The organism is Hymenobacter terrigena (assembly GCF_054776515.1).
Genome location: NZ_BAAHBU010000001.1, coordinates 1,261,542 through 1,286,170 on the forward strand (window position 1 = coordinate 1,261,542; position 24,629 = coordinate 1,286,170).

Consider the following 24,629-nt stretch of genomic DNA (forward strand, 5'->3'; position numbering starts at 1 on the left):
ACAAAAAAAAGGGCCTTTCTCTGCGGAGAAAGGCCCTTTTCCAAAAGCAGACGAGCTACTTATTCAATCACCAGCTTCTGGGTGGCCAGGCCGGCGTCCGTGCGGATTTGCAGGGTGTACACGCCGGTTTTCTCGCCGCTCAGGTCGAGGCTGATTTTACGCGAGCCGATGGCGGCGGCGTTCAGGGTCTGCGACTTCACCTGACGGCCCAGAGCGTCCGAAACGATGAGTTGCGCACCCGTTTTCAACTCCGAACCCAGGTCCACGCTGAACAGGCCGGAAGCACTGGGGTTGGGATACACGTTCAGGGCGCTTTGCAGAGCCGCATTGCGGGTAGCCGTCACCGTACGCGAATATTTGTAAACGCCACCTAGACCGTTAACATCGGTGTAAAGGCCGCCGTATCCGACTACACTGTTAGGCGTAGGGCCAGCAATCAGGTCCATGCAGAAGAAATAGCCCGGGTTGTTCAGGGTAGTGCCGGAAACCGTGATGTTGGTCCAGTTGATGCCATCGGCGCTGGAGGAGAAACCGAAATCTTCGGGGACTTGGCCGGTGGTGGGCACGGGATAGCGCGGGCCAGTGCTATAGTAGGTGTTGCCAACGGCATCAATAGCGTTGCGAAAGAAGCTACCGGTAGCCGTATTTACGGGCGTAAAGGGCGACCAAGTCTGGCCGCCATCGCTGGTGCGGGCATAGTTAATACCGGTAACCGTGGCGCTAGAGCCCGAGCCCGTGATTACATAGCCGTAAGCAATGCCATCGAGGTTATTGCTCTTGAAAGTCAATTGCGATACGGCTCCGATAATGTTCGGAATGACTGCCGAAGCCGTCCAAGTCAGGCCAAAGTCGGTCGTTTTGAATACCCGCACCTGGTCGGTGCTATTGGCCGAAGCCAGGCCCGTCCACAGCGTACCTGGCGTGGAAGTAGAGGCATAGAAGGCACCAGCATTGCCGTATTCGGCGAGAAGGGGCGTCGGAACACCCGCCGTCAGGCGGTTCCAGGTTTCGCCACCGTCGACGGTGCGCAATATCTCAAAAGCGCCCGGGTTAGTGGCCGTCTTGCCGGTAGGGTCGCCTAGTGCTACGCCGGTTGTGGCATTGAACATATGCACCCAGTTGCAGAACGAACCATCACCAACGAACTTACCAACTGTTTTGTTGACCCAGGTAGTGCCGCCGTTAATTGTCTTGCGGATTTCGCCGCCGTAAGCCGGCGAACCATTGGTGGGCTGCACAAAGGTGCTACCCGGGTAAGCAGCCGCCACGGCGATGAGGTCATTGACCCCGGAAATATTGCCCAGAGTTGCGGAGTGAGCCGTTGGAACTGCCCCGTCAGTAGTTAGGGTCACGGAGTTGAAATCAAATTCATCGCCCGCCGCGTTGTTTGTGCGAATAAAGGTGTTGGGAATAGCAGCCGGAGCCCCAGTGGCCACTTTATCTGACGTCACGCCCCAAGCCACCGTTGGCGACAGGGTGTGAATGTCATTTATGTTGTACTGGGTCAGGATATTGCTATTGGGATAGTTAACCAGGGTCCAGGGACCTTGAGCACGAACTTGGGTGGCCAAGCCCAGCAAGCCCAGGAAAAGTAACTGTTTCTTCATGACAACTAAGATGTTAAAAGGGGTGAAGAGAGAAAATGAAAATCAAATGGGGTGGATAATGCAATGAACAGTGACCTTCGGCATTTAGGTGGCAAGGTTACTATTCGGGGTCCAAGATAAGGACAGTTGCCGATTTTACCTCAAAATAGCGGATGAGCTTCGGGGAAATTAGCCTTGGTAAGGTTCTGCCAAACGTATTTCCGAGGCCTTGCCGCCATTGCCGACTCTCGTTTTGAAACGAACGACTCCAAAATGCAAAAGGCCCTCCCCGTGGTAGGGAGGGCCTTGTACAGTGGCCCCGTTTGGATTCGAACCAAAGACCGACTACTTAGAAGGTAGTTGCTCTATCCAGCTGAGCTACGGGGTCGAAACGGGGCAAAAAAATGTCGGGGTGGCAGGATTCGAACCTACGACCTCCTGGTCCCAAACCAGGCGCGATACCGGGCTACGCTACACCCCGAAAAAAAATAATGTTGAGTTTAGAAAACGACTTATTGGGTGGAGCCCCAACGAGCTGCTTTCGCAACCCAACATTATAGTGGAGAAGGGGGGATTCGAACCCCCGGTAACCTTTAGAGCTACGGCAGTTTAGCAAACTACTGGTTTCAGCCACTCACCCACTTCTCCGGCTGTTGTTCGCTTCCGTCCGAAGCGGGTGCAAATATACGGGCAGAACTGAAAGAGCCATGCTTCTGCGAAAAAAAATCTCTCAGCCACTGAAAAGCCGGGCACGCTTTGCAGGTCTATTTACCAACTGACTCAGGCCTTTGGAGTGCTTATTTGCGCCGGCTGCTCCGTGCAAAAAAACGAGCAGCCCGGTCGGGCGTAGTAATATTGGTGCTCATTCTGACCAAACGTGCTGACCTGGGCTTATCCTGATTTTATAGCGGCGTTGCTGGCGCTGGTCTTGGTGCTGGGCGTATTGGTGTGGCACTGGCGGCGGGCCGGCCGGCTGGCGCACCTGCTGGGCAGTCGGCCGCGCCACCGTGGCTGGAAGGCCGTGCTGCGCATTGTGGCCGGGGGCCTGCTGCTGGCGGCCGTGCTGGGGCCGTCGCTGGGCGTGAGCCAGCGCCCTGTGCGCACGGCCGGTAAAGACGTATGGTTGCTGGTGGACGTATCGCGCTCGATGGATGCCACCGATGTGGCCCCTACCCGCCTGCTGCGCGCTCAGGCCGAGTTGCAAGATTTAGTAGCTCAGTTTCCGGCCGACCGGTTGGGCTTGGTGGTGTTTGGGGCGGAGGCGGTGGTGCAGTGCCCGCTCACGTATGACCAGGCGGCCGTGCAAACCTTTATTGCTACGCTGCGCACGAGCCTGCTGCCCGCCGGCCCCACTACACTGCAAGCCCCGCTGGAACTGCTATTGAGTCGCCTGACGGTGGCGCCCAGCACCGGGAGCCCTGCCCCACCCCGCGCCACGGCCCTGGTAGTGGTGAGCGACGGCGAGGACTTTGGCGAAAACCTGGAGCCCACGCTGCGCGCCTTGGGCCGCACCGGTGCCCGGATTTATACGGTGGGCGTGGGCACGGCGGCGGGGGCGAAAATCCCGAAAGCCAACGGCAGCTTCGTGGTAGATGGCAGGGGCCGGGCCGTACAAACCCGCCTGCGTGAAGGGCCCCTGCTGCAGCTAGCGGCCCAGACCGGTGGGCAGTACGTAGAGCTGACCAACCAACAGAACGGGTTTGGGCCGCTGCTGCGCGCATTGCGGGCCATGCAGGGCACCGCCGAGCAGGTGCGCACCGTGGCCGTGGCCGACAACCGCTACCGCTACCCGCTGGCGGCGGCGCTGCTGCTGCTCGCGCTGGATGTAGTGCTCACCATCACCGTGATTCGGCCATGAAGCAACTCGCGCTGATTCTATTGGTGCTGGGAGGTCCGGCGTGGCACCTACTGACAAGCGTGCGCGACCGCAACGTGGCCGTGGCCGACGCAACGGCAGCATATACCCAGGGCAATGCTGTACACGCGGCCCAGGCGTTTGCGGCGGCGCTGGCGGCCCAACACCAGAAAAGTCCAGACCCGCGCCTGGTGCTCAACCTAGCCCATGCCCAGGCGCGGGCCAACCGGCCGGAAGCCGCGCAGGCTACTTATGCACGCTTATTGACCGGCACGCCAGCGCGGCTGGGCAGCATTGCCCGGCAGCAGCTGGCCGTGCTCGCCGCGCAACGGGGCGAGCTGGCGCAGGCGTTGGGCCTGTTGCGGCAGGCGCTGCTGCTCGACCCCACCAACGCCGGGGCGCGGTTCGACTATGAAGCTGTGAGCGACTACCTGGCTCGCCGGCCCAATACCCCACAGATTTCGGCCCCGCCCAAAACGCCGGCTCCCGCTAAACCAAAGGACTCGAACGAGAAAAATTCAGCGGAGAAAAACAAGCCCGGGGAAAAAGCGGGCACTGACCGCAAGGGCGAAGTCGATGACAACCAGCCAGCCCCGCCCTCTCCCGCCGCCCCCCAGGCCAGCCGACCCGATGTAGCAGGCCAGCCGGATAACCAGCGGCCCGCCGAAAACCCTGGTAATGCCGCCAATGGCGGCCGTGCTCCCGGCACTGGCCCGGCGCAGCCCGTGGCCAGCGGCACCGCGCCCGGCACCCAGCAGGGCCTAGACCGTACCAGCGCCACGGCCGGCTCAGCGGCGGGCGGGCGTAGCAACCGGCCGGGCACTGATGCCGCTACGGCCGCCGACCTCAGCCTGCAAACCCAGCGCGAACGCCTGCAAGCCATGAACCTGAGCCCGGCTCAGGCCCGGCAGCTGCTTGAAACACTGCGAGCGCAGGAGCAGCAGTATTTGCAGCAGCTCACGCGGCCGGCTGCTCAGCAGCCGGACCCCAGCAAGCCGACGTGGTAGGCCTTTCACTGTAATTCCGGAAGTCATTCGTCCTCGCAACTCGCTTCGGCTAACAACTGTTAGGCAAGTTGCCGGTTGGGGCGTTTGAAATCCGTACTTTTGCGGCCTGATTCACCATCCCACCCCAACCCTTTTCATTTTCCTGACTATGCAGATTAAAGAAGTTGTCATCATCTCGGCCGTTCGCACGCCGATTGGCTCGTTTGGCGGAGCCCTCGCTTCGCTGTCGGCTACTGAGCTGGGCGCAATTGCCTTGAAAGGCGCGCTCGACAAGGCCGGCGTGGCTGGCTCGGAAGTAAATCAGGTGATTATGGGCAACGTGATTTCGGCCAACTTGGGCCAGGCTCCGGCCCGCCAGGCCGCCAAGAAAGCCGGCCTGCCCGACTCAGTAGAGTGCACGACCGTGAACAAGGTGTGCGCTTCGGGCTCGAAAGCCATTATGATGGCCGCCCAGAGCATCATGCTGGGGCAGTCGGATGTGGTGCTGGCCGGTGGCATGGAGAGCATGAGCAACGTGCCCTACTACCTCGACAAAGCCCGTTTCGGCGCGAAATACGGCCACGGCCAGATGATTGACGGCCTCGTGCGCGACGGCCTCTGGGACCCGTACCACGACTACGCCATGGGCAACGCGGCCGAAAACACGGCCAAGGAGATGGGCATCACCCGCGAGCAGCAGGATGCCTTCGCCATCGAAAGCTATACCCGCAGTGCCGCCGCCGCCAAGGCCGGCAAGAAGAAGGACGAAATTGTGCCCGTGAGCATTGAGAGCCGTGGCAAAACCACGGTGATTGAGGACGACGAGGAGTACCTGAAAGCAGATTTCGCCAAATTCCCCAGCCTGAAACCGGCCTTCATCAAAGAAGGCGGCACCGTGACGGCCGCCAACGCCTCAACCCTGAACGACGGCGCCGCCGCCGTGCTGCTGATGAGCCGCGAGAAAGCCGAAGCCCTGGGCCTCACGCCCATCGGCCGCATCCTGGGCTTTGCCGATGCCGAGCAGGCACCGGAGTGGTTCACGACTTCGCCCTCGCTGGCAATCCCGAAGGCGCTGAAAAACGCCGGCAAGACGGCCGCTGATGTGGATTTCTACGAAATCAACGAGGCTTTCTCGGTGGTGAGCTTAGCGAATAACAAGCTGCTGAACCTGGACGGCGGCAAGGTGAACAAATACGGCGGAGCCGTGAGCCTGGGCCACCCCCTGGGCGCTTCGGGCGCGCGCATCGTGACCACGCTGATGAACGTGCTCAAGAACGAGGGGGGCAAAATCGGTGTGACGGGCATCTGCAACGGCGGCGGCGGGGCCAGCGCCATTGTGGTAGAGGCACTGTAGCCTTTTGCTTCTATTGAATGTAGAAAGCCCTGCCGGTTGAAACCGGCGGGGCTTTTTTTGGCCCGAATTTTAGCAAGAAGCCCTGTCTGCACGGAAATAGCAATTCCTGCGTTCTTTCGCCTATGAAATACCTGTTGCCTTTTTTGCTGTTGCTGCTGGCCCTTCCCTCGCACGGGCAGCGGCTGAAACGATTTATCACCTATTACGACTCGCTGAAAACCACCAAACGCGAGGTTTACACGGCCCTGGTGGCGGCCGATACCGTGCCGCAGGGCAGCTACAAGCGGTTTTACCGCAACGGCAAGCTGGAGCAGCAAACCAGCTTCCGGCAGGGTAAGCGCGACTCAGCCTACGTGGAATTTCACCCCAGCGGCACGCGGCGGCTGGAGGCTACTTATCAGGACGGCATCCGGCAGGGGCCTTTCAAGACTTACTACGACGATGGCAAGGTGGCGCAGGCCGGCTCTTTCGTGGACGACGAGCCCAACGGCGACCTGACTTACTACCACCCCGACGGCTCCATTCGGCTGAAAACCACGCTGGTGAAAGGCCAGCCCAACGGCCCGTTGAAAGCCGTGTACCCTGATGGCAAGACCCAGGCCGAAATAAACTACGAGAACGGCCAGCCCAACGGCGCGGTGAAGTTCTACTACCCCAACGGCGCGGTGCAGAGCGAGGGCAGCTTCACGCGCGGGCTGCTGTCGGGGCCCTACAAAACGTATTACCCGAACGGGCAGATTGAGGTGGAAGTGCTGGCCGACAAGAACGGCCGGGGCCGCTACCGCAGCTACTACCAGAGCGGCAAGCTCCAGACGGAGAGCACCTACGCGCCCGCCCCACTGGTGCAGCGCCCCGTAAAAAACCAGCTCGGCGACGACCTGACCAAGCGCGTGGCCCCGCCCACCGGCACCAGCAACCTCGATGGCCCCGCCACCAGCTACTACGAGAGCGGCCAAATCAAGAGCAAGCTCACCTACCGCAACGGCATCCCCACGGGCAAGGGCATTGAGTACTTTGTGACCGGCAACCCGCACGAGGAAACCGACTACAGCAACTCCGGCAAAGACCGTAAGATTGTGCGCTACCAGGACGTGGCCGGCAAGGTGGTGCAGGCCGAAGAGCAGTACAAAAACAACCGCCCTGCCGGTACCTGGCGCGAGTTTTACCCCGACGGCAAGGCTGTGCGCAAGCAGGAAACATACGGCCCCAGCGGCCGACTGGTGGGCGACCGGCTTACCTACTTTGAGAACGGCCAGGTGCAGACCCGGCAGCCGTATCTGAATGGTTTTCTGGGCGGCGTGGGGCAGGAATACTTCGCCTCGGGCAAGCTGCGCAAGGAAACGACCTACGTGCGCAGCCAGATTCAGGGGTCGTTTAAAGAATACCGCGAGGATGGCACCGTGGCCGTGAGCGGCCAGTACCGCAACAGCCGCCAAAGCGGCGTGTGGACTTATTATAAGGAGGACGGCACCACCGTGGACCGCACCGTGACCTACCGCAACGGCCAGCAGGTCACTGACCCCATCAAACAACCCAAAGCCAAGCCCCGGCCCCCGCTGAAGCGGAAATAGCGGCCTGGCCCGAAAGGCCGTCATGCAGAGCGCAGCGAAGCATCTTTACCTCAATAGTAAATCGATTTACTGCTGCGGTAAAGATGCTTCGCTGCGCTCTGCATGACGGCCTTTTTACAACTGCGATGAAAGCCCCGACTATTAGGTCGAGGCTTTTTTTATTCCTTTTTGGTCGGTTTCAAACAACTCAGGCAACCGCCGGAAGCAACCCAGCATCTAACATTCCGAACCCCATTCCTCTGCCGCGGCTTCGAGGCCCGTACGCCAAAATTATTTTTCCGGCGCTTACAAACTGAATTTCAACTGGTAACAATTTCAAAAGCTTTGCTTAACAGAAATTTTTACAACCAGTACCTTGCGTTACAAAGTACCTGCTTTACATTTGTTCCATACAACGCCCAGTAGCTGTCGTCAGCGTGTACCAAAGACGGCCCGCTACCCGGCGCGGCTTCTCACTCACCGGGGATTCGGGCCCCGGACCTCTCACCTCCCCAGCGGAACCGCGGCCGCTGCCGAACCTGAGCCGCCCCTCGCCCGACCTCATCTTTTTCGCTGCACCATGAAAACTTTTTTCACTCCGCTCACTGGTTTCTGCTTTGGCCGCCTGTTGCTCGCTTCGGCTACGATGATGTTTCTGCCCATCGGGGCAGCCATGGCCCAATCTGCCGGTCCCGGCCGCGTGAGTGGCAGCCTGGTGGAAGCCGGCACCGGTCAGGCCGTGCCTTTCTCCGATGTGCTGTTGCTGCGCTCGGCTGATTCCACCTTCGTGGCCGTGGCGCAGACTACGGAGCAGGGCACTTTTAAGGCGGCTGCGCTGCCGCTGGGCACCTACTTGCTGCGGGTGCAGGACCTGAACTACGGCGTGTTGCGCCGCCGCTTCACGCTCACGGCCGCCGCGCCTTCGCTGGAATTATCGGGCCTTCAACTAAGCGCGGCCAAGGCTACCAAGCTGAGCGAAGTGGTGGTGACGGGCCAGAAAGCGGCCGTGGTGGAGGAACTGGGCAAGCGCGTGATTAACGTGGAAAAAGACCTGGGCAGCGTGGGCGGCACGGCGGCCAACGTGCTCCAGAACGTGCCCTCGGTGAGCGTGGACGTGAACGGCACGGTTTCGATGCGCGGCACTTCCAACATCACCATCCTCATCGACGGCAAGCCGGCGGGCGTGAGCAACGGCGGCGGGGGCGGCGGCCAGCGCCTCGACCAGATTCCGGCCTCGCGCATTGCCCAGATTGAGGTGATTACCAACCCCTCGGCCAAGTACGACGCGGCCGGCGGCGGCGGGGTTATCAACCTCATCACCAAGAAAGAAACCAAGGCCGGCACCAACGGCACGGCCGCCTTCAACCTGGGCACCGCCGACAAATACAGCGGCAACCTGAACCTGAGCCGCAAGGTGGGCAAAGCCACCTGGAGGGCCGGCTACAACGGCCGCGACGTGACCTACCTCAACCATGGCCACAGCGAGCAAACGGCCCTGCTCGGCCCCGCCGAAGCCATCCGGACCACCCAGGTGGGCGTGGGCAACGAAATTCACCGCAACCACTCGCTGGAGGCGGGCGTGGAATTGGAATTGCCCAAAAACCAAACCCTGAGCCTGAACGTGAGCCCTAAAATGGAACGCAACATCGAAGGCGAAAGCCAAGACCTGACCCAGCAAACCAACAGCGGGCCGGTGCAGAAGAACATTGGCCGCCAGGACCTCGACGTGAAAGTGAAACTTCTGGAAGCCGACGGCAACTACCGCCGCACCTGGGAGGCCCACAAAGGCCGCGAGCTGACGGCCAACTTCGGCACCGTGATTATTGATGCCAACGTGCCGGTGGTGCAGCGGCAGTACGCCGAAGCCGGCTCGGGGAGCGTGCCGCAGCCCGGCACCCGGCAGCTGCTCGACCTGCTGGCCAACATTGAGTACGGGCAGGTAGACTACGTGCACCCGCTGGCCGATGGCAAGGGCCGCCTCGAAATGGGGGCCAAAGTAGAGCGCCAGGCTAACAAGGGCAGCAACAGCTTCGGCTACGCCACCAGCGAAGCCCGCCCCGACGACTTCCATGACGACCCCACCCGCTCGCTTACTTACACCTCGCAGCAGATTGTGCCGGCGGCTTACGTGACCGCGCAGCACAGTTTCGGCAAGCAGTGGAACGCCCAGGCCGGCCTGCGCTCCGAATACACGCACCTGGATGGCAGCATCCAGGGCGGCGAGGGCATTGCCCAGCGCGGCGCCCTGAGCCAGAACTACCTGAGCTTCTTTCCTTCGGCCCTCATCAGCCGGGACTTTGGCAAGGAAGCCGGCCAGAACCGCCTGCAGCTGAGCTACGCCCGCCGCCTCAACCGCCCCAACTTTATGCAGCAACTGCCGCTGGCCATCTACCAGGACCCGCGCAGCTACCGCCTCGGCAACCCGCGCCTGCAGGCCGAATTCAGCAACAACATCGAGCTGGGCCACCAGCTCACCGTGGGGCAGGCCACCATCACCAGCACCGTATTTGCCCGCATCACCACCAATTCCATCCAGCGCCTGCGCTTCGTGGATACCCTGGCCACCCGTCTGGCCGGCCCCGGCGCGGGCCTCGTGACGGCCGAAACCTACGACAACCTGGGCACCACCACCAACCTTGGGGCCGAGTTCAGCCTCAACCAGCCCCTGGCCAAGTGGTGGCGCCTGAATGCCAGCACCAGCCTCTACCGCGCCCAGATTGCCGGCAACGGCGTCGGCAACAACCGCACGGCCTTCATCGCCACGGCCCGCCTCACCAACAACTTCACCATCCGCCCCACCCTCGACCTACAGCTGAGCGGCAACGTGCGCTCGGCCCAGCTCACGGCCCAGGGCCGGCAGCTGGCCTCGGGGCAGGTTGATATCGCCCTGCGCCAGCGCCTGTTCTCCGACCGCGCCGCCCTCACCCTGCGCATCGCCGACCTGCTCAACACCCAGCAGTACCGCAACGAAATCGCCACCGACGTGCTGAGCAGCACCCGCTACTCCAAGGACGAAAGCCGCGTGGGCTGGCTGGGCTTCACCTGGTACATCGGCGCCAGCAAGGCCAAGCCGGGCCGCATCGAGGCCGCGCCCCAGGGCGGTGGCGGCTTCGGCGGCTGAGTCTAACATCTTTTACCACCCATTGCCACCCCCGCTTTTCTCACCTTCTTCTTTCTGCGAAAAACCCCGTCGTCGGTTCATCCGGCGGCGGGGTTTTGTTGGTTTTGGGATGACTCAAACCGGCCCCCGGCTGGCCCGAAATGCCGCAAATAGCTCCGGTAAATGCTTCGGTCGCGCCGGGAAGAGCTTCGAACCCGCCGGGAAATGCTTCGGTGAGGCCTGGGAATGCTTCGGCCGGGCGGGGAAGGACTTCGGGGAGGGCGGGGACTGTCTCGGGGGTGCCGGGAAGTGTTTCGGGGCGGCCAGGAAATGGTTTGGATGGACCGGGGGCAATCTGGGAGGGCTGAACACGGCGGCGTACCCGCTGGCAGTTTGTCTTTCCGTCTGCCCCTACCTTTGCCCTGTTATGCAAAAACCGAGTATTCCCAAGGGCACCCGCGACTTTGGCCCCGCGCAGGTGGCGCGCCGCCAGCACATTTTCAACGTTATCCGCCGCACGTTTGAGTCGTTTGGCTTTGCGCCGCTCGAAACGCCGACGCTGGAAAACCTGTCCGTCCTCACCGGCAAGTACGGCGACGAGGGCGACCAGCTCCTGTTCAAGGTGCTGAACTCCGGCGATTTTGCCAAGGACGTGACGGCCGAGGACCTGGCCACCGGCTCGAAAGCCCTGCTGCCCAAAGTGGCCGAAAAGGGCCTGCGCTACGACCTTACCGTGCCCTTCGCCCGCTACGTAGCCATGAACCGCGGCACCCTCACCTTCCCCTTCAAGCGCTACCAGATGCAGCCCGTGTGGCGCGCCGACCGCCCCCAGCGCGGCCGCTACCGCGAGTTTTACCAGTGCGACGCCGACGTGGTGGGCACCGACTCGCTGCTCTGCGAAGCCGAAATCGTGCTCATGATTGCCCAGGTAATGGGGGGCCTCGGCCTGCACGATTTCACCATCAAAATCAACCACCGCGGCGTGCTCCGCAACATTTACCAGGCGCTGGGCGGCGAGGGCCGCGAAACCGATTTGTTCGTGGCGATTGACAAGCTCGATAAAATCGGGCGCGACGGCGTGACCAGGGAGTTGCTGGAGCGCGGCTTTTCGGAACCCACCATCGACACGCTGTTTGCCCTGCTGACGGTGGACGGCAGCTACGAGGAGAAGCTCCAGCGCCTGCTGGCCGGCTTCGTGACGGCCGGCGTGGAGCCGGACGGCACGCGCCCCACGGCCGCCGACGATTCGGCCGCGACGGATGAAATAACCGCCAGCTACCGCGGCCTCACCGAGCTGGCCGAAGTGCGCGACTTGCTGGTAGCCTCCGGCTTCCGGCAGTTCGACCGGCTGGAATTCGACCCCACCCTGGCGCGGGGCCTCTCCTACTACACGGGCTGCATTTTCGAAGTCAAAATCAACAACGTACAAATGGGCAGCGTGAGCGGCGGCGGGCGCTACGACAACCTCACCGGCTCCTTTGGACTGCCGGGCGTGTCGGGCGTGGGCTTCTCGTTTGGCGTGGACCGGCTGTATGATTGCCTGGAATCACTGGATTTGTTTACCAGCACGGCCGAAACGCCCACCCGCTGCCTCATCACGCATTTCGACGTGGCCAGCGGCCGGGCCGCCCTGCCGCTGCTGGCGCAGTTGCGCGCCGCCGGCATCCCCAGCGAGCTGTACCCCGACGTGAGCAAGCTGCAAAAGCAGTTCAAATACGCCGATGCCAAGGGCATTCCGTTGGTCATCGTGCTTGGGCCGGAGGAAATCGCGGCCGGCGTGGCCAAAGTCAAAATCATGCAAACCGGCGTAGAGCGTGTGCTGCCGCTGGGAGAAGTGGTGGCGGCCCTCACGGTGGAGTAGACGGGATGGGTGGTTGAACGACCAGCTCCCCTCCTTAACCAAGGAGGGGAGTTTTTTTTCGTTCTTTGTCCTTCCCAACCTCACCACCCACCCCTATTTAATGCCCACCCACACCATTTCGCCCGCGCAGCCCCTCACCCTGGCCACGCTGGCCGCTCTGCTGACTGACAGCATCCCGGTAGAGCTTGGCAACGATGCGAAGGCCCAGATTGCCGCCTGCCACACCTACCTGCACGAGCGCCTAGCGCACGACGACCAGCCGATTTACGGCATCAACACCGGCTTCGGCTCCTTGTATAATGTGGGCATTGCCCCCCAGGAGCGTACCCAGCTCCAGGTAAACCTGATGATGTCGCACGCCTGCGGCACCGGAGCCGAAGTGCCGCAACACCTCGTGCGGCTCATGCTTTTGCTCAAGGCCCAGAGCCTGAGCTACGGCCACAGCGGCGTGCAAGTGGCCACCGCCGAGCGCCTCGTGGCCATGTACAACCGCGAAATGCTGCCCGTGGTGTACGAGCAGGGCAGCCTCGGGGCCTCCGGCGATTTGGCCCCACTGGCCCACCTCTGCCTGCCCCTGCTGGGCCTGGGCGAAGTGAACTACCAGGGTTACCGCCTCAGCGCCGAAGACGCCATGAGCCTCTTCAGCTGGGAGCCGCTGACGTTGCAGGCCAAGGAAGGCCTGGCCCTGCTCAATGGCACCCAGTTCATGCTGGCCTACGCCGTGGACGGCGTGCTGCGTGCCCAGCGCCTAGCCGCCGCGGCCGACGTCATCGGGGCGCTTTCCACCGAAGCCTTCGGCGGCTGCACCGCTCCTTTTAATGAAAACCTGCACCGCGTTCGGCCCCATGCCGGGCAGGTGCTGGTGGCGAAGCGCCTGCGCGAGCTGCTGGCCGGCTCCGAGCTGCAAACCCAGCCCCGCCTGGCCGTGCAGGACCCCTACTCCTTCCGCTGCCAGCCGCAGGTGCACGGCGCCTCGCGCGACGCGCTGGCCTACGTGGCCCAGGTAGTGGAAACCGAGTGCAACTCCGTCACCGACAACCCCAACATCTTCCCCGACGAAGACCTGATATTGAGCGGCGGCAACTTCCACGGCCAGCCCCTGGCCCTGGCCCTCGACCACCTAGCCATTGCCATGGCCGAGCTGGGCAGTATTTCGGAGCGCCGCACCTACCAGCTCATTTCCGGTCAGCGCGGCCTGCCCACCTACCTCGTGGCCGAGCCCGGCCTGAACTCCGGCCTGATGATTCCGCAGTACACCGCCGCCGGAATTGTGAGCCAGAACAAGCAGCTTTGCACGCCCGCTTCGGTGGACAGCATCGTGAGCAGCAACGGCCAGGAAGACCACGTGAGCATGGGCGCCAACGCCGCTACCAAGGCCCGCCGCGTCATCGAAAACGTGGAGCAGGTGCTGGGCATCGAGTTGCTCACGGCTGTGCAGGCGCTGGCCTTCCGCCGCCCCGGCCGCACCTCCGAGGCGCTGGAGCGCGTGGTGGAAGCCTTCGGGCAGGAAGTGAAATTCGTGGTGCGCGACCGAGTGCTGTACCCGGACCTGCACAAAGCCGCCGCCTTCGTCCGTAAGTTTGACTGGCAGTAGCAGCCGCTCACGAAGCGTGGGCCGGGTCGTTGGTTAAGTCCTTGCTGACAAACCGTGTTTGGCTGACAGCCATTTTCGGGCGCGATAGTGCTTTATCCTGCGTTACGAGTGCTGCCCGATGAAGGCGAATGAAGTCGATAACCCATGAAGCTGCTGAACCGCTATTTCTTATTGTTCCTGCTGTGGCTGCCCGGCCAGCTGGCCTGGAGCCAAACGAGCTGCGAAACCACCCCCAATGACCCGACGGCCTTTAGTGCCCTCGACGGGAGCGGTGTGGCAGTAGATGCGTTTTGCGTGGGCCAGCCGGTGCGTTTCATTCATCGCGACCCCAATGCCGACCCTTTGGTTCTCAGCTACGGGGTGCTGCCGGGAGTGGGAACAACCTATATCAATTCCACTCCCCGTTGCTTCCCCCCCAATTACGCCCCCTACACTTACACGCCTCAGGTAACCGATGTGGGGATGGTTACTGTCTCCGAGCTAAACAATGTCAAAGGCGGTGAACGTTACTACACCCGCGTTTTCCGCGTCTACGACACCCCGCCGCCCGCCTTCACGGTGGCGCCCTGCCCCACCAGCCAGGCGCTTGTCACGGTAACCGACGCGACTTACGACACCTATACCTACACTTTCCAGACACCCGCTGGAACTACTGCATCGGCCCAGATTAGCCGTGGGCCGGGCCTCATTTCCGTGCCGGCCGGGGCCACTGCCATCACCCTCACCGGCCACTACAACACCAACGGCTTGTGTGAGAGCCGGCCAGCCGTACAGTCCCTCACGCTGGCTGCCCCGGTGCAGCCCGCCCTCACCAGTCTCACGCTCAGCGGGCCGGTGCCCAACGGCACGGCCACGCTGGCCTTGGGCAACCTGCCGGCCGGCTACCTCTACTCCTTGCAGGTTGATACCGGCACTGGCTTCCAGAATGTGCCCGGCGTGACCGTGGCACCGGGCAGCACCGGCCTCAGCGTGCCCAGCGCAGCGGCCGGCCGCTACCGCATTGCCCGCGCCGACTACTGCGGCGGCAGCCTGGACATATCGGCCGCCATCGGCACGCTGAGCCTGACCGGCGCATCGGCCCGCAACCGCAACCAGCTGCTGCTGGACGACAAAGGCAGCCCCGGCACCACCTACACCGTCACCCGCAACGGCACGGCCGTCACCTCTCTGGTGCCCATCAGAGGCGGGCTGGAAGATGCCGACGTGCTCTGCGGCAGCACCTACACTTATGTAGTAACGGCCACGCAGCCGGGCGGCGGGGTTGCGGTTTCCAATTCGGTTGCCATCACCACGGTATCGAACCTGTTACCACCGCAGCCTCGCCTGGTGGCCAGCTTCAATCTCAATAACGTGGTGGTGCTGACGCCAACGCCGGCCACGCCGACCCTGCCCGTTGGCAGCTTGCTACGCTACAGCCGCACGGCCGGCAGCAGCGCACCGGCCGATTTTGGCACCACTACCTCACTGCGCGCGCGCCGCGACTCCACCGACCTGGCTACCCTCAAAACCGACCCACCCTGCTACTCGGTGCGCCTCGTGGATGCCTGCAGCAACGTCTCGCCCGCCAGCCCCGCCACCTGCCCGGCCATCCTCTCGGCCAGCGCCGCCGATGCCGACGGCAGCACCGCCGCCCTCACCTGGACCGCCTTCACCGGCCCCGACCCCACCATTCCGGCCGTCTACACCCTCCAGCGCCTCGCCGCCGACGGTTCTGTGCTGAGCACCGTGGCCGTAACGGGCAATACTTACACCGACCTTACCCCGCCCACCGACCGCCAGGTGCTGCGCTACCGCCTGCAAATCAGCGGCGCAGGTTTGCCGGCCGGCACGTTCAGCTATTCCAACCTGGCCAGTGTCACGCGGCAGCTCACGCTCACCATTCCCACCGCCTTTACCCCCAATGGCGACGGCCTGAACGACGTGCTCGAAGTAAAAGGCAAGTACTTGAACAACTACACTTTTGTAGTGGTAGACCGCAACGGCCAGGAGGTTTTCCGGGGCACCCAGCGTAGCGAAACCTGGGACGGCACCATCAAAGGCCACGCCCCGGTGCTGGGGGCGTATGTGTGGCGCTTCCAGCAGAATAACGAGGACGGCAAGCCTTTCTCGGCCACGGGCGCGGTCACGATTTTGAAATAAAACCGCAGTCAACTGCCAACTTTACGGGGAATTTTAGCCGATACTGACGGCACAAGGCATCCTTTTCGCCCCGCCTGCTGTTCACTGCTAACCGATAATTGATTAACTGACTAAGAAAATGGCATTCGACATCACCGGCATGATGGGCAAAGTGAAAGAGTTGCAGGACAAGATGCAGCAGGCCCAGCAGGAAATCCAGCACATCACGGCCACGGGCGAAGCCGGCGGCGGCCTCGTGCGCGCCACGGCCAACGGCCACCGCAAAATCCTCAAGCTCGAAATCGACGAAACCCTCCTCACCCCGCAGGACCGCGACATGCTGGCCGACCTCGTGGTAGCCGCCGTGAACAAAGCCCTCGACGAAGCCGCCGAGCTAGCCCGCCAGGAGCTCCAGCGCAAAACCAGCGGCCTGATGCCCAACGTGCCCGGCCTCGATTTGAGCGGTTTTGGGGCCTAACGCTACAGCCCCGGCCGGCGTGTGCGCCGACGTGGCCATTGTCATCCTGAACTGGAACGGCGCCAAATTCCTGCGCCGCTTCCTACCCGGCGTGGTCGCGCATGCCGACGGCGCGCGCGTCATCGTGGCCGACAACGCTTCTACTGACGACTCGGTGGAGCTGCTGGCCCGCGACTTCCCAACCGTGGAGCTGCTGCTGCTCGACCGCAACTGGGGTTTTTGCGAGGGCTACAACCAAGCGTTGGCGCAAGTTGATAGTCCGTTTTTCGTGCTGCTAAATTCCGACGTGGAAGTCACGCTCGGTTGGCTGCGCCCCCTGCGCGGCTTACTTGAAGCCAACCCGCGCATCGCCGCCGTGCAGCCAAAAATCCTGTCCCAAATCGACCCCACGCTATTCGAGTACGCCGGAGCCGGCGGCGGCTACCTCGACCGCTTGGCCTACCCCTTCTGCCGTGGCCGGCTTTTCGACACCCTCGAAAAAGACCTGGGCCAGTATGACGACCCGCGCCCGGTAGCCTGGGCCACTGGCGCTTGCCTCATGGTGCGGCGCTCGGCCTGGCAAGCCCTCGGCGGCCTGGAACCAGCGTTTTTTGCCCACATGGAAGAAATCGACTTCTGCTGGCGTCTCCAGAATGCCGGCCACGAAGTCTGGTACCACGGTGGCAGCGCCGTGCAGCACGTCGGCGGCGGCACGTTGCATAAATCCAACCCCCGCAAAACCTACCTGAATTTCCGCAATGGCTTGGCCCTGCTATACAAAAACGCCGCCCCCGGCGAGCTGTACGGGTCCATGTTCCAGCGCCTCGTGCTGGATGGGGTTGCGGGCCTACGTTTTTTGCTGGGTGGAGAAGCAAGTAATTTTTGGGCAGTGCTGCGGGCGCATTTCAGCTTCTACAGCAGCTTTGGGTACTGGCGGAAGAAGCGTCGGGCGGCCCGGCCCCACCTGCGAGTACGGGACCGCGCCGGGGTTTATAACGGCAGCTTGGTGTGGGCCTACTTTGGTAAAGGCAAGCGCAAATTCAACGAGTTAGGGCTGAAATAAAGTCGTCTGTCATTGCGAGTGGAGCGCAGCGGAACGCGGCAATCCGTCCTCCCGATGCGGCCAGCCCTGAGATGTGACAAACCCTTTTAAAAGTAGAAAGCCCCGACTCTAATCCAGAGCCGGGGCTTTTCACTCAAAGTTTGTCGCTGAGAACATGACAGTTTGCCACGGCCTGCGGCCTCGCAATGACAAACGTTATTTACAAATCCCAAACGGTGCTTCGCTGCTGGCGCATGGCGCGCCGCACGTTCATCCAAAACGCCCCGGCGAAATACAGCACGATGGGCGAGCCAAACGTAAAAAACGAAGCGTACACGAACGACAGCCGGACGCTGCGGGTACTGAAGCCCCACTTCTGCGCCAGGGCCGAGCACAGACCGAAGGACTGCGTTTCGAGGTAGTCGGTGAAACGTTTCATGGGCGGTAGCAGCTGGCGAAAATCGGTTTCTCTGGGCTAAGATAAGGCATTTGCCAGGCAAGGGCAACCGACCCGGTGTAATTTTGCCCGCCTGAAGCCGACTAATTTCGGGGCTTCTACGTTAGAAAGGGCGGTTTTTGTTTTCCCACGTCAGGTGTTTTAATGCGTAATTTTTTGCGGCCAGTGGCCCACGGGCTGCTGGCAGCCACCGTATTCTTCTCGGCCTGCACCCTGCCCCGGGTGCTCAAGCAGGCCGAAGCCGGGCGCACAGTAGTGGCCCGCCCCGCCGTGCTTACGGCCTCGGGCGATGCCGTGCCCTTCGCCGTAGAAGCCAGCGTGCCCGCTAAACACCTGCACAAAGGCGTGGCTTACGAGCTGCTGCTGCGCTACCGCTACGAACACGGCCTGCGCGAAGACACTCTTGGCCGCATCACTTTCACGTCGGGCAACTTCGTGTACGACGACGAGCATAAAGGCCAGCTCCTCGCTACTCAAAAATTCACCCTGCCCAACACGCCCGGCCGCAACCCCGGCGAGCTGCTGGCCCACGCCCAGGTGCGCGAGTTGAAAAAGAACGGCAAAATCCTCCGCGCCCCCGCCGATGTGCGCGTGGCCCGCGGCATTGCCGACCCCGCCCGCCTCGTGGTGCGCGAAGACACCGCCCTGACCCTGCTGCCCGAGCGCGCCAACAATAACATGAGCGGCACCCGCGTGCTGCCCTTCTTTTTCGACGAGGACAAGTGGTTTATCCGGGGTTACCTGGGCACCAACGTGGCGGCGCTCGAAGACCTTATTGACGCCAACCAGCACACCAAACAGGTGCTCATCATCGCGGGCCACTCGCCCGATTCCACCGATGCCCACAACCGCTTGCTGGCCAGCAAGCGCGTGCGGATGCTGCTCTACTACTACAAGCAGCGGGTGAAAAACTTCTCGTATCTCAACAAGAACGAAGATATTCATTATGATACGCTGGCCTATGTACGTAAGTGGGACACCTTCCTGCAAAAAGTCACGACCTCGGCCTTGAAAGCCGACCAGATTGACTCCGTCGTCACCATCATCAATGACACCAAGGGCACCTTTGAGCAGAAGGAAAAGGCCCTGCACCGGCTTTCTTCTTTCGATTACATCGAGCAGTACATCTACCCGGTGCTGCGCTTCGGCACGGTAGCCGTGACTTATACCGCCCCCAAGCGCTACGATTCGGAAGTCTATTTGCTCTCGAAAAAGATTGTGGAGAAGCAAATTGAAACCGATGCCCTCACGCCCGAGGAGCTGCGGTATTCGGCCACGCTCACGCCGCTGCTGGCCGAAAAGCAGCGCATCTACGAGGTTGCGGCCGCCAATACCAACAGCTGGGAAGCCTTCCACAACCTGGGCGTAGTGCTGCTGATGCGCGCCGAAAAAGAGCCCACCGATAAAATCCAGAAGGCCTATTACCGCCGCGCCGCCGTCAACTTCACGCTGGCCGCCCACCGCAACCCCACGGCCGAGTTCTTCTACCACGCCGCCACCGCCTACCACCGCGCCGGCGACCGCCTCGAAGCCCTCCAGAACTACGACTACGCCATCAAGCTGGGCGGCCCGCGCCCGCTGCTGCGCAAAATCTTCTCCGACCGCGCTGCCCTGGAAATCGAAGTTGGCCAACCCGACGAGGCGCTACGCAGCCTGCAATACGCCGGCCCCAGCTACCAGAACGCCCTCAACCGCGCCCTCATTGAAGTGGGCCGCGAGCACTACGAGCTGGCCCAGGAGCAATACCAGCTGGCCCAAACCCTGCGCCCCACGGCCGCCGCGCCCATCTACGGCCTAGCCGTGGTAGCCGCCCGCCAGAAAAACGAGGCTGCCGTGGGCACCTTCCTCAAGCAGGCCGTGGCCCTCGACCGCAGCTACGCCCAGCGCGCCGTGGAAGACCTCGAATTTCAGGATTACGCGCAGGGCAAGGTATTTCGCGACGCGCTTAAGTAAGCTGCAATTAGCTTTGGCCCAACGCCCGTGCCTGTTGTAGCTTTGCCGAACGGCTGAAAACCGGCTTTACCCTAAAGAAAACCATGCGTCAAATTCAATTCCGTGAGGCCTTGCGCGAGGCCCTGTCCGAGGAAATGCGCCGCGACCCGCGGGTGTTCCTGATGGGCGAAGAAGTGGCCGAGTACAACGGCGCCTACAAAGTAAGCCAGGGCATGCTCGACGAGTTCGGCCCCGAGCGCGTGATTGACACCCCGATTGCCGAGCTGGGTTTTGCCGGCATCGGCGTGGGCGCGGCGGCCAATGGCCTGATTCCCGTCATCGAGTTCATGACCTTCAACTTCTCGTTGGTGGCTATCGACCAGGTGATTAACTCGGCTGCCAAGCTCTACTCGATGTCGGGCGGCCAGTACTCCTGCCCCATCGTATTCCGCGGCCCCACGGGCAACGCCGGCATGCTCAGCAGCCAGCACTCGCAGAACTTCGAGAACTGGTACGCCAACACGCCCGGCCTGAAAGTAGTGGTTCCCTCGAACCCCTACGACGCCAAGGGCCTGCTGAAATCGGCCATCCGCGACCCCGACCCGGTTATTTTTATGGAGTCGGAGCTGATGTACGGCGACAAAGGCGAAGTGCCCGAAGAAGAGTACCTGCTCGAAATCGGCAAAGCCAACATCGTGCGCCAGGGCAAGCACGTGACGTTGGTAAGCTTCGGCAAAATGATGAAAGTGGCTTACGCTGCCGCCGATGACTTGCTCAAGGAAGGCATCGAAGCCGAAGTAATCGACCTGCGCTCGGTGCGCCCGATTGACTACGACACGCTCATCGCCTCGGTGAAGAAAACCAACCGCATGGTGGTTATCGAAGAAGCCTGGCCGCTGGCCAGCATCTCGGGCGAGCTGGCCTACATCGTACAGCGCCGCGCCTTCGATTTCCTCGACGCGCCCGTCATCCGTATCACCTGCGCCGACGTCCCCCTGCCCTACGCGCCCACCCTCATCGAAGCCTCGCTGCCCAACGTGGCCCGTGTGGTGAAAGCGGTAAAGGAAGTGACCTACGCCAAAGTGTAAGGTTGACTTATTGATAATCGAAAAGCCCCGTTAGCGAAAGCTAACGGGGCTTTTTTATGCTGATGTGTGAGGCTGTACTACTCCTGCGGGGCCTCACTCGGCGGGCGCAGCTGCCCGGCCGTGGCTTCGGATAATTGCCGACAGCCCCACAGCCAGCCGGCCGCTACCGCCAGGAAGGCGACCCGGCGCGTGGGCGAACCAAGCCCACGCCACCACGCCCCCGGCTGCCACGTACCCGCCACTACCGCGAGCACCAGCAGGTGCAGCGGCAGCAGAAACCGGCATTCCATGAGCGTGGGCAGCACCAGCAGGCACGGCAGTAACAGCGCCAAAAGAGTACCCACTGCCAAGGGTGCCCATGCTGGCCGACGATTTTTTAGCCATGCGGCTAAGGCCAGCCATACGCCCAAACCTAGCAGCGCATAGTTCAGCAGCCGCAGCGCCGCCTGGCCCGGCGGGTGCAACTGCCGGGGATAAGGCGTTGGAAACTGGACATCCAGGCCGTTGAACAGATGGCGCAGGTAGCGCCCACTAGTGGCAACTGGCTGATGCAGCGCAAACTGCGCATACTGGCCGTAGCTGTTGAACCGTTGGCCGGGCTCGCCAGCCAACGCCCGCTGCCCGGCCGAGTCCGCGTAAACCAGCGAACGGAAGCTTTCCGGAATCAGACTCGATTCGTAGCGCTGAAAAGCGGTGCCCCAGGTCAGTTGCTTCAGATAGAGCGGCGCGGTGCCGGGCAACCGGGCCAGTACCAGCGGAGTCGGCGTTTGAAAATGCCGCATATTGATGAGCAGCTGCGGCAGCCACACCAGCGCCAGTCCAGCCGCCAGCGCCGCGACTCGCCGCCAGACCAAGACACCAGAGGCCGACGGATAGCTCCTCAGCAAAAACCACAGCACGCCCGGAATGCTAGCTAGATAAATAGGCCGGATATTAATGGCCGCCGCCAGCAGCAACCCCGCCACCGCAGCCCAGCCCCAACCGCGTCGCGCCAGGGCCGCCAGGCCCAGCAGCAGCAGTGCCAGGGCTGGCATGTCGCTAAGGGTGAAATTGAAATAGTCGCGCCAAAAAATAAACGTGAGACCCAGCAACACCAGCCAGCGGCCGCCACTCATCGCCCGGCCCGTGGCTTGCGCCCACAGCTGCGGCACGGCCACCCCAAGCAGCACCGCCGCCCAGGCGGCTCCCAGCACCCGCGCCCCAGTGAGCATCGACCAGCCCGTAAAATGACACAGCAGCCGCGCCGGCAGCACCAGCAACGGCCCCAGGTAGCCCCGCAGGGGTGCATCGAAAGCCAGCAGCGAAAAATGCCCGTTTTGCGTGAATTTCAGCGAAAGCTCCCAGTATTCGGCCGCGTCGAAACGGAATTGGGCCACGGTATAACCGCTTAGGGGCAGGTAGGCGGCGTAGAGCGCCAGCACGGCCAATACCCGCCAGCGGGCAGGCCACGGGGCCGAGAGAAACGAGAAACGAGTGGGCATGAGTGCCGCAAAACTAGGCCCCGGCCGGAGCATACGCATTGCCCCAGTTTATCAGGCCAAATCCACCGGCCAAATCCGGCCGCGAAACCAATCAAATTGTCGCCGTACCTTTTGTGTCTGCACTGCCGTAAGGCTCTTTTTCATCCTCCCCACCCGCATGAATCACCGCCTTCACCTCAAATTTGAACAGCTCGAACGGGCTACTGAGCGCCTGCTGGCTTCGGCCGAAGCCTTGGGGCCGGACCAGAACACCGCCCCCGCGCCGGGCAAGTGGTCGGCGGTGCAGGTGGTACACCACCTGTTCTTTGTTGAGAATAACATCCTAAAATACATCCAGAAGAAACTACAGGCCGAGGAGCTTTTGCCCAAGGTGAGCCTCTTCACCCGGCTGCGGGTGCAATTCGTGCGCCTGCTGCTGCGCCTGCCCGGCCTCAAGTTTAAAGCGCCGCCGGGGGTGGCCACCCTCACCGATGCGGGCGCGGTGCCCACCCTCCCCGAAATGCGCAAGTCCTGGGAGGCTTCCCGCCGGCAGCTGGAACGCCTGCTCAACGAGTTTCCGAGCCGGCAGCAGAATCGGGCCGTGTTTCCTCATCCGCGCTCCGGGCGCATCACCATTTATCAGGTAATGGAGCATCTGGTGGACCACTTGCTCCACCACCAGCAGCAGCTGAACCGTATTACCAAGGCCCTGCGGCCCGAAGGAAAGGTGCGGGCTGACGCTCACGCTTAAAAACCAAACGCAAAACGAGCGGTCCCCGAATCTTAAATTCGGGGGCCGCTCGTTTTGCGTTGCTTACTACTTCACCGGTGCTTCGTACAGTGGCAGCTCGCGGAAGGCCGTGGTCAGCCCGGCGGGCGGCGTGGTGAGTTTACGGCGGTCAAGGTCGAGCCAGGCCCCATCCACGGCCACGGTAGCGGCCACGCGGCCATCGGCTTTGTAAATGGTGTGGGTGATGCTCCAGCGCGTACCGTCGTCGTTTACGCTGCGCAGGCGGCTATCCACCCGGATTTCTTCGCCGATGTGGATTTCCTTGAGGAAGGTGGTCTCTTCACGAAACAGGATGGGCCCCAGGCGCAGGCGCGCAAATTCCTTGATGTCGTAACCCCATTCGGACAATAAAACCAGGCGCTGGTCGGCGGCGTAGTCGGCGTAGGCGGAGTGGCGCATGTGGCCATTCGGGTCCATGTCGGCCCAGCGGGTGCGGTAGGTGATGGCGTTGGTCATTCTTTAAGTATTAGTAATTGGTTGTCAGTTGTTAGCAGTCGATTAGCAGCAGTTTTTCACGAACAGCCGATAACTAACAACCGACGACTAAGCACCGATTGGCATCAGGCGCACCAGGTATTGGTCGTTTTCGTCTTCGCTGAGAAATTCGGCAGTGTAGCCGGCGGTTTCGGCTGCGTCGTTGAGCAGCGCAGCATCCACAAACAGCCAGTGAAACGGCTCGCCGGTGCGGCCATCGTAGCTGAGCGTGTATTCGACTTCGCCGTAGTACGGACCGTTGAGGTTGATGAGCAGCGCGCCGTCCTCGTCCTCGTAGAGGTAGCGCACGTCGGACGACGTGGCCAGAATCTGGCCGTCGGGGGCCAGCAGGGTGCGGGCGTGGGCCAGGAATTTATCGAGGCCATCGAGGGTGCCGGTCAGGCCGAGGCCGTTCATGAGCAGCAGGATGGTGTCGTAGGGCAACTCGGTGGGCGGCAGCGGGGCAAATAAATCGTGGCGGGCCACGGTGCGCACGCCCCGCTCGGCCATCACCTGCACGGCACCGGCCGATACGTCGACGGCCTTCACGTGCTGAAAGCCCCGGTTTTGCAGCTCCAGGGTGTGGCAGCCGGCCCCGGCCCCGAGGTCGAGCACGCGGCCCCGGCTTTCGTCGAGGGCCAGGCGCTCCAGTTCCGGCATTTGCAGCACGGTGCGGAAAAAGTAGGCGGCGGGCAACGGCTCGTCATCAGCGGCGCTGCAATGCACGGTGACGGTGGCGGTGGTGGTGCCGTGGTGGTAGTCGAGCAGGGCCTGGCCCAGGATGTCGGGGGCAGTGGTTGTGGTCATAGAGATATTAAAAGCGCAGGTTGGGCAATTGGGCCGCGCAACGGCAGAGGCGCGAGGCAATTACGCTTCATAACCAGCCAAGGGCTAAAATTACCCAAAACTTCGCGCCGAGGCCGGC

At 62.2% G+C, this 24,629-nt stretch carries 18 protein-coding genes and 3 tRNA genes; 13 read left to right on the top strand and 8 right to left on the bottom strand.

Annotation, left to right across the window (positions count from 1 at the left end):
* Positions 1-59: 59 nt before the first annotated feature.
* The 4 genes from ACYU7Q_RS05150 to ACYU7Q_RS05165 all read right to left on the bottom strand — a co-directional run bounded on the left by ACYU7Q_RS05150 (position 60) and on the right by ACYU7Q_RS05165 (position 2,234).
* Entirely contained in the window at positions 60-1,607 is a 1,548-nt protein-coding gene (locus ACYU7Q_RS05150; RefSeq protein WP_460608361.1) for a T9SS type A sorting domain-containing protein, read from the bottom strand.
* Positions 1,608-1,900: 293 nt separating this feature from the next.
* A tRNA-Arg gene (locus tag ACYU7Q_RS05155) sits at positions 1,901-1,974 on the bottom strand.
* A gap of 19 nt (positions 1,975-1,993) precedes the next feature.
* Positions 1,994-2,067: transfer RNA gene (locus ACYU7Q_RS05160), tRNA-Pro, on the bottom strand.
* 79 nt (positions 2,068-2,146) lie between these two features.
* Positions 2,147-2,234 (bottom strand) — tRNA-Ser (locus ACYU7Q_RS05165).
* Positions 2,235-2,463: 229 nt separating this feature from the next.
* Here ACYU7Q_RS05165 and ACYU7Q_RS05170 point away from each other — a divergent pair.
* From ACYU7Q_RS05170 to ACYU7Q_RS05215, 10 genes are all read left to right on the top strand, one after another.
* A complete protein-coding gene (locus ACYU7Q_RS05170) occupies positions 2,464-3,444 on the top strand; it encodes a vWA domain-containing protein (protein WP_460608362.1) in 981 nt (326 codons plus the stop codon).
* Complete coding sequence (locus ACYU7Q_RS05175; protein WP_460608363.1) at positions 3,441-4,448, top strand: hypothetical protein; 1,008 nt, start codon at positions 3,441-3,443, stop codon at positions 4,446-4,448. The genes ACYU7Q_RS05170 and ACYU7Q_RS05175 overlap by 4 nt, the downstream gene beginning before the upstream one ends.
* A 148-nt stretch (positions 4,449-4,596) precedes the next feature.
* Complete coding sequence (locus ACYU7Q_RS05180) at positions 4,597-5,781, top strand: acetyl-CoA C-acyltransferase (protein ID WP_460608364.1); 1,185 nt, start codon at positions 4,597-4,599, stop codon at positions 5,779-5,781.
* Positions 5,782-5,903: 122 nt separating this feature from the next.
* On the top strand, positions 5,904-7,352 hold the full coding sequence (locus tag ACYU7Q_RS05185; protein WP_460608365.1) for a toxin-antitoxin system YwqK family antitoxin: 1,449 nt from the start codon (positions 5,904-5,906) through the stop codon (positions 7,350-7,352).
* Between the two features lie 559 nt (positions 7,353-7,911).
* Positions 7,912-10,452, top strand: coding sequence for a TonB-dependent receptor domain-containing protein (locus ACYU7Q_RS05190; RefSeq protein WP_460608366.1), 2,541 nt, complete (start codon positions 7,912-7,914; stop codon positions 10,450-10,452).
* A gap of 406 nt (positions 10,453-10,858) precedes the next feature.
* Positions 10,859-12,292, top strand: coding sequence for a histidine--tRNA ligase (hisS, locus tag ACYU7Q_RS05195; protein ID WP_460608367.1), 1,434 nt, complete (start codon positions 10,859-10,861; stop codon positions 12,290-12,292).
* A 100-nt stretch (positions 12,293-12,392) separates the two neighbouring features.
* Positions 12,393-13,886, top strand: a complete 1,494-nt coding sequence (gene hutH / locus ACYU7Q_RS05200; protein ID WP_460608368.1) for a histidine ammonia-lyase — start codon at positions 12,393-12,395, stop codon at positions 13,884-13,886.
* A gap of 144 nt (positions 13,887-14,030) precedes the next feature.
* Positions 14,031-16,025, top strand: coding sequence for a T9SS type B sorting domain-containing protein (locus tag ACYU7Q_RS05205; protein WP_460608369.1), 1,995 nt, complete (start codon positions 14,031-14,033; stop codon positions 16,023-16,025).
* Positions 16,026-16,143: 118 nt separating this feature from the next.
* On the top strand, positions 16,144-16,482 hold the full coding sequence (locus ACYU7Q_RS05210; protein WP_460608370.1) for a YbaB/EbfC family nucleoid-associated protein: 339 nt from the start codon (positions 16,144-16,146) through the stop codon (positions 16,480-16,482).
* Positions 16,472-17,524, top strand: a complete 1,053-nt coding sequence (locus ACYU7Q_RS05215; protein WP_460608371.1) for a glycosyltransferase family 2 protein — start codon at positions 16,472-16,474, stop codon at positions 17,522-17,524. Before ACYU7Q_RS05210 ends, ACYU7Q_RS05215 begins: the two co-directional genes overlap by 11 nt.
* A 199-nt stretch (positions 17,525-17,723) precedes the next feature.
* Here ACYU7Q_RS05215 and ACYU7Q_RS05220 read toward each other — a convergent pair whose 3' ends face one another.
* Positions 17,724-17,942, bottom strand: a complete 219-nt coding sequence (locus ACYU7Q_RS05220; protein WP_046242767.1) for a PspC domain-containing protein — start codon at positions 17,940-17,942, stop codon at positions 17,724-17,726.
* A 162-nt stretch (positions 17,943-18,104) separates the two neighbouring features.
* On the opposite strand from ACYU7Q_RS05220, the gene ACYU7Q_RS05225 reads away from it, so the two are divergent.
* Together ACYU7Q_RS05225 and ACYU7Q_RS05230 are read left to right on the top strand one after the other, a co-directional pair.
* The gene (locus ACYU7Q_RS05225) at positions 18,105-19,913 is read left to right on the top strand and encodes a tetratricopeptide repeat protein (protein WP_460608372.1); all 1,809 of its coding nucleotides are present in this window, start codon (positions 18,105-18,107) and stop codon (positions 19,911-19,913) included.
* Between the two features lie 83 nt (positions 19,914-19,996).
* A complete protein-coding gene (locus ACYU7Q_RS05230; RefSeq protein ID WP_460608373.1) occupies positions 19,997-20,980 on the top strand; it encodes an alpha-ketoacid dehydrogenase subunit beta in 984 nt (327 codons plus the stop codon).
* A gap of 77 nt (positions 20,981-21,057) precedes the next feature.
* On the opposite strand, the gene ACYU7Q_RS05235 is transcribed toward ACYU7Q_RS05230, so the two are convergent.
* Complete coding sequence (locus tag ACYU7Q_RS05235; protein ID WP_460608374.1) at positions 21,058-22,461, bottom strand: hypothetical protein; 1,404 nt, start codon at positions 22,459-22,461, stop codon at positions 21,058-21,060.
* A gap of 157 nt (positions 22,462-22,618) precedes the next feature.
* Here ACYU7Q_RS05235 and ACYU7Q_RS05240 point away from each other — a divergent pair, with 157 nt between their 5' ends.
* Entirely contained in the window at positions 22,619-23,191 is a 573-nt protein-coding gene (locus ACYU7Q_RS05240) for a DinB family protein (protein ID WP_460608375.1), read from the top strand.
* Between the two features lie 66 nt (positions 23,192-23,257).
* Here the strand turns inward: ACYU7Q_RS05240 and ACYU7Q_RS05245 are convergent, their stop codons facing one another.
* The gene (locus ACYU7Q_RS05245) at positions 23,258-23,686 is read right to left on the bottom strand and encodes an acyl-CoA thioesterase (RefSeq protein ID WP_460608376.1); all 429 of its coding nucleotides are present in this window, start codon (positions 23,684-23,686) and stop codon (positions 23,258-23,260) included.
* An 87-nt stretch (positions 23,687-23,773) separates the two neighbouring features.
* A complete protein-coding gene (locus tag ACYU7Q_RS05250; protein ID WP_460608377.1) occupies positions 23,774-24,511 on the bottom strand; it encodes a class I SAM-dependent methyltransferase in 738 nt (245 codons plus the stop codon).
* Positions 24,512-24,629: the final 118 nt, after the last annotated feature.

What these genes read in the sequence shown, in the direction of transcription:
- hisS (WP_460608367.1), top strand. Translation starts at nt 10,859, where the DNA reads ATGCAAAAACCGAGTATTCCCAAGGGCACCCGCGACTTTGGCCCCGCG.
- ACYU7Q_RS05250 (WP_460608377.1), bottom strand. Translation starts at nt 24,511, where the DNA reads ATGACCACAACCACTGCCCCCGACATCCTGGGCCAGGCCCTGCTCGAC.
- hutH (WP_460608368.1), top strand. Translation starts at nt 12,393, where the DNA reads ATGCCCACCCACACCATTTCGCCCGCGCAGCCCCTCACCCTGGCCACG.
- ACYU7Q_RS05240 (WP_460608375.1), top strand. Translation starts at nt 22,619, where the DNA reads ATGAATCACCGCCTTCACCTCAAATTTGAACAGCTCGAACGGGCTACT.
- ACYU7Q_RS05245 (WP_460608376.1), bottom strand. Translation starts at nt 23,686, where the DNA reads ATGACCAACGCCATCACCTACCGCACCCGCTGGGCCGACATGGACCCG.
- ACYU7Q_RS05210 (WP_460608370.1), top strand. Translation starts at nt 16,144, where the DNA reads ATGGCATTCGACATCACCGGCATGATGGGCAAAGTGAAAGAGTTGCAG.
- ACYU7Q_RS05225 (WP_460608372.1), top strand. Translation starts at nt 18,105, where the DNA reads ATGCGTAATTTTTTGCGGCCAGTGGCCCACGGGCTGCTGGCAGCCACC.
- ACYU7Q_RS05230 (WP_460608373.1), top strand. Translation starts at nt 19,997, where the DNA reads ATGCGTCAAATTCAATTCCGTGAGGCCTTGCGCGAGGCCCTGTCCGAG.
- ACYU7Q_RS05235 (WP_460608374.1), bottom strand. Translation starts at nt 22,461, where the DNA reads ATGCCCACTCGTTTCTCGTTTCTCTCGGCCCCGTGGCCTGCCCGCTGG.
- ACYU7Q_RS05180 (WP_460608364.1), top strand. Translation starts at nt 4,597, where the DNA reads ATGCAGATTAAAGAAGTTGTCATCATCTCGGCCGTTCGCACGCCGATT.
- ACYU7Q_RS05185 (WP_460608365.1), top strand. Translation starts at nt 5,904, where the DNA reads ATGAAATACCTGTTGCCTTTTTTGCTGTTGCTGCTGGCCCTTCCCTCG.
- ACYU7Q_RS05190 (WP_460608366.1), top strand. Translation starts at nt 7,912, where the DNA reads ATGAAAACTTTTTTCACTCCGCTCACTGGTTTCTGCTTTGGCCGCCTG.
- ACYU7Q_RS05150 (WP_460608361.1), bottom strand. Translation starts at nt 1,607, where the DNA reads ATGAAGAAACAGTTACTTTTCCTGGGCTTGCTGGGCTTGGCCACCCAA.
- ACYU7Q_RS05220 (WP_046242767.1), bottom strand. Translation starts at nt 17,942, where the DNA reads ATGAAACGTTTCACCGACTACCTCGAAACGCAGTCCTTCGGTCTGTGC.
- ACYU7Q_RS05205 (WP_460608369.1), top strand. Translation starts at nt 14,031, where the DNA reads ATGAAGCTGCTGAACCGCTATTTCTTATTGTTCCTGCTGTGGCTGCCC.
- ACYU7Q_RS05175 (WP_460608363.1), top strand. Translation starts at nt 3,441, where the DNA reads ATGAAGCAACTCGCGCTGATTCTATTGGTGCTGGGAGGTCCGGCGTGG.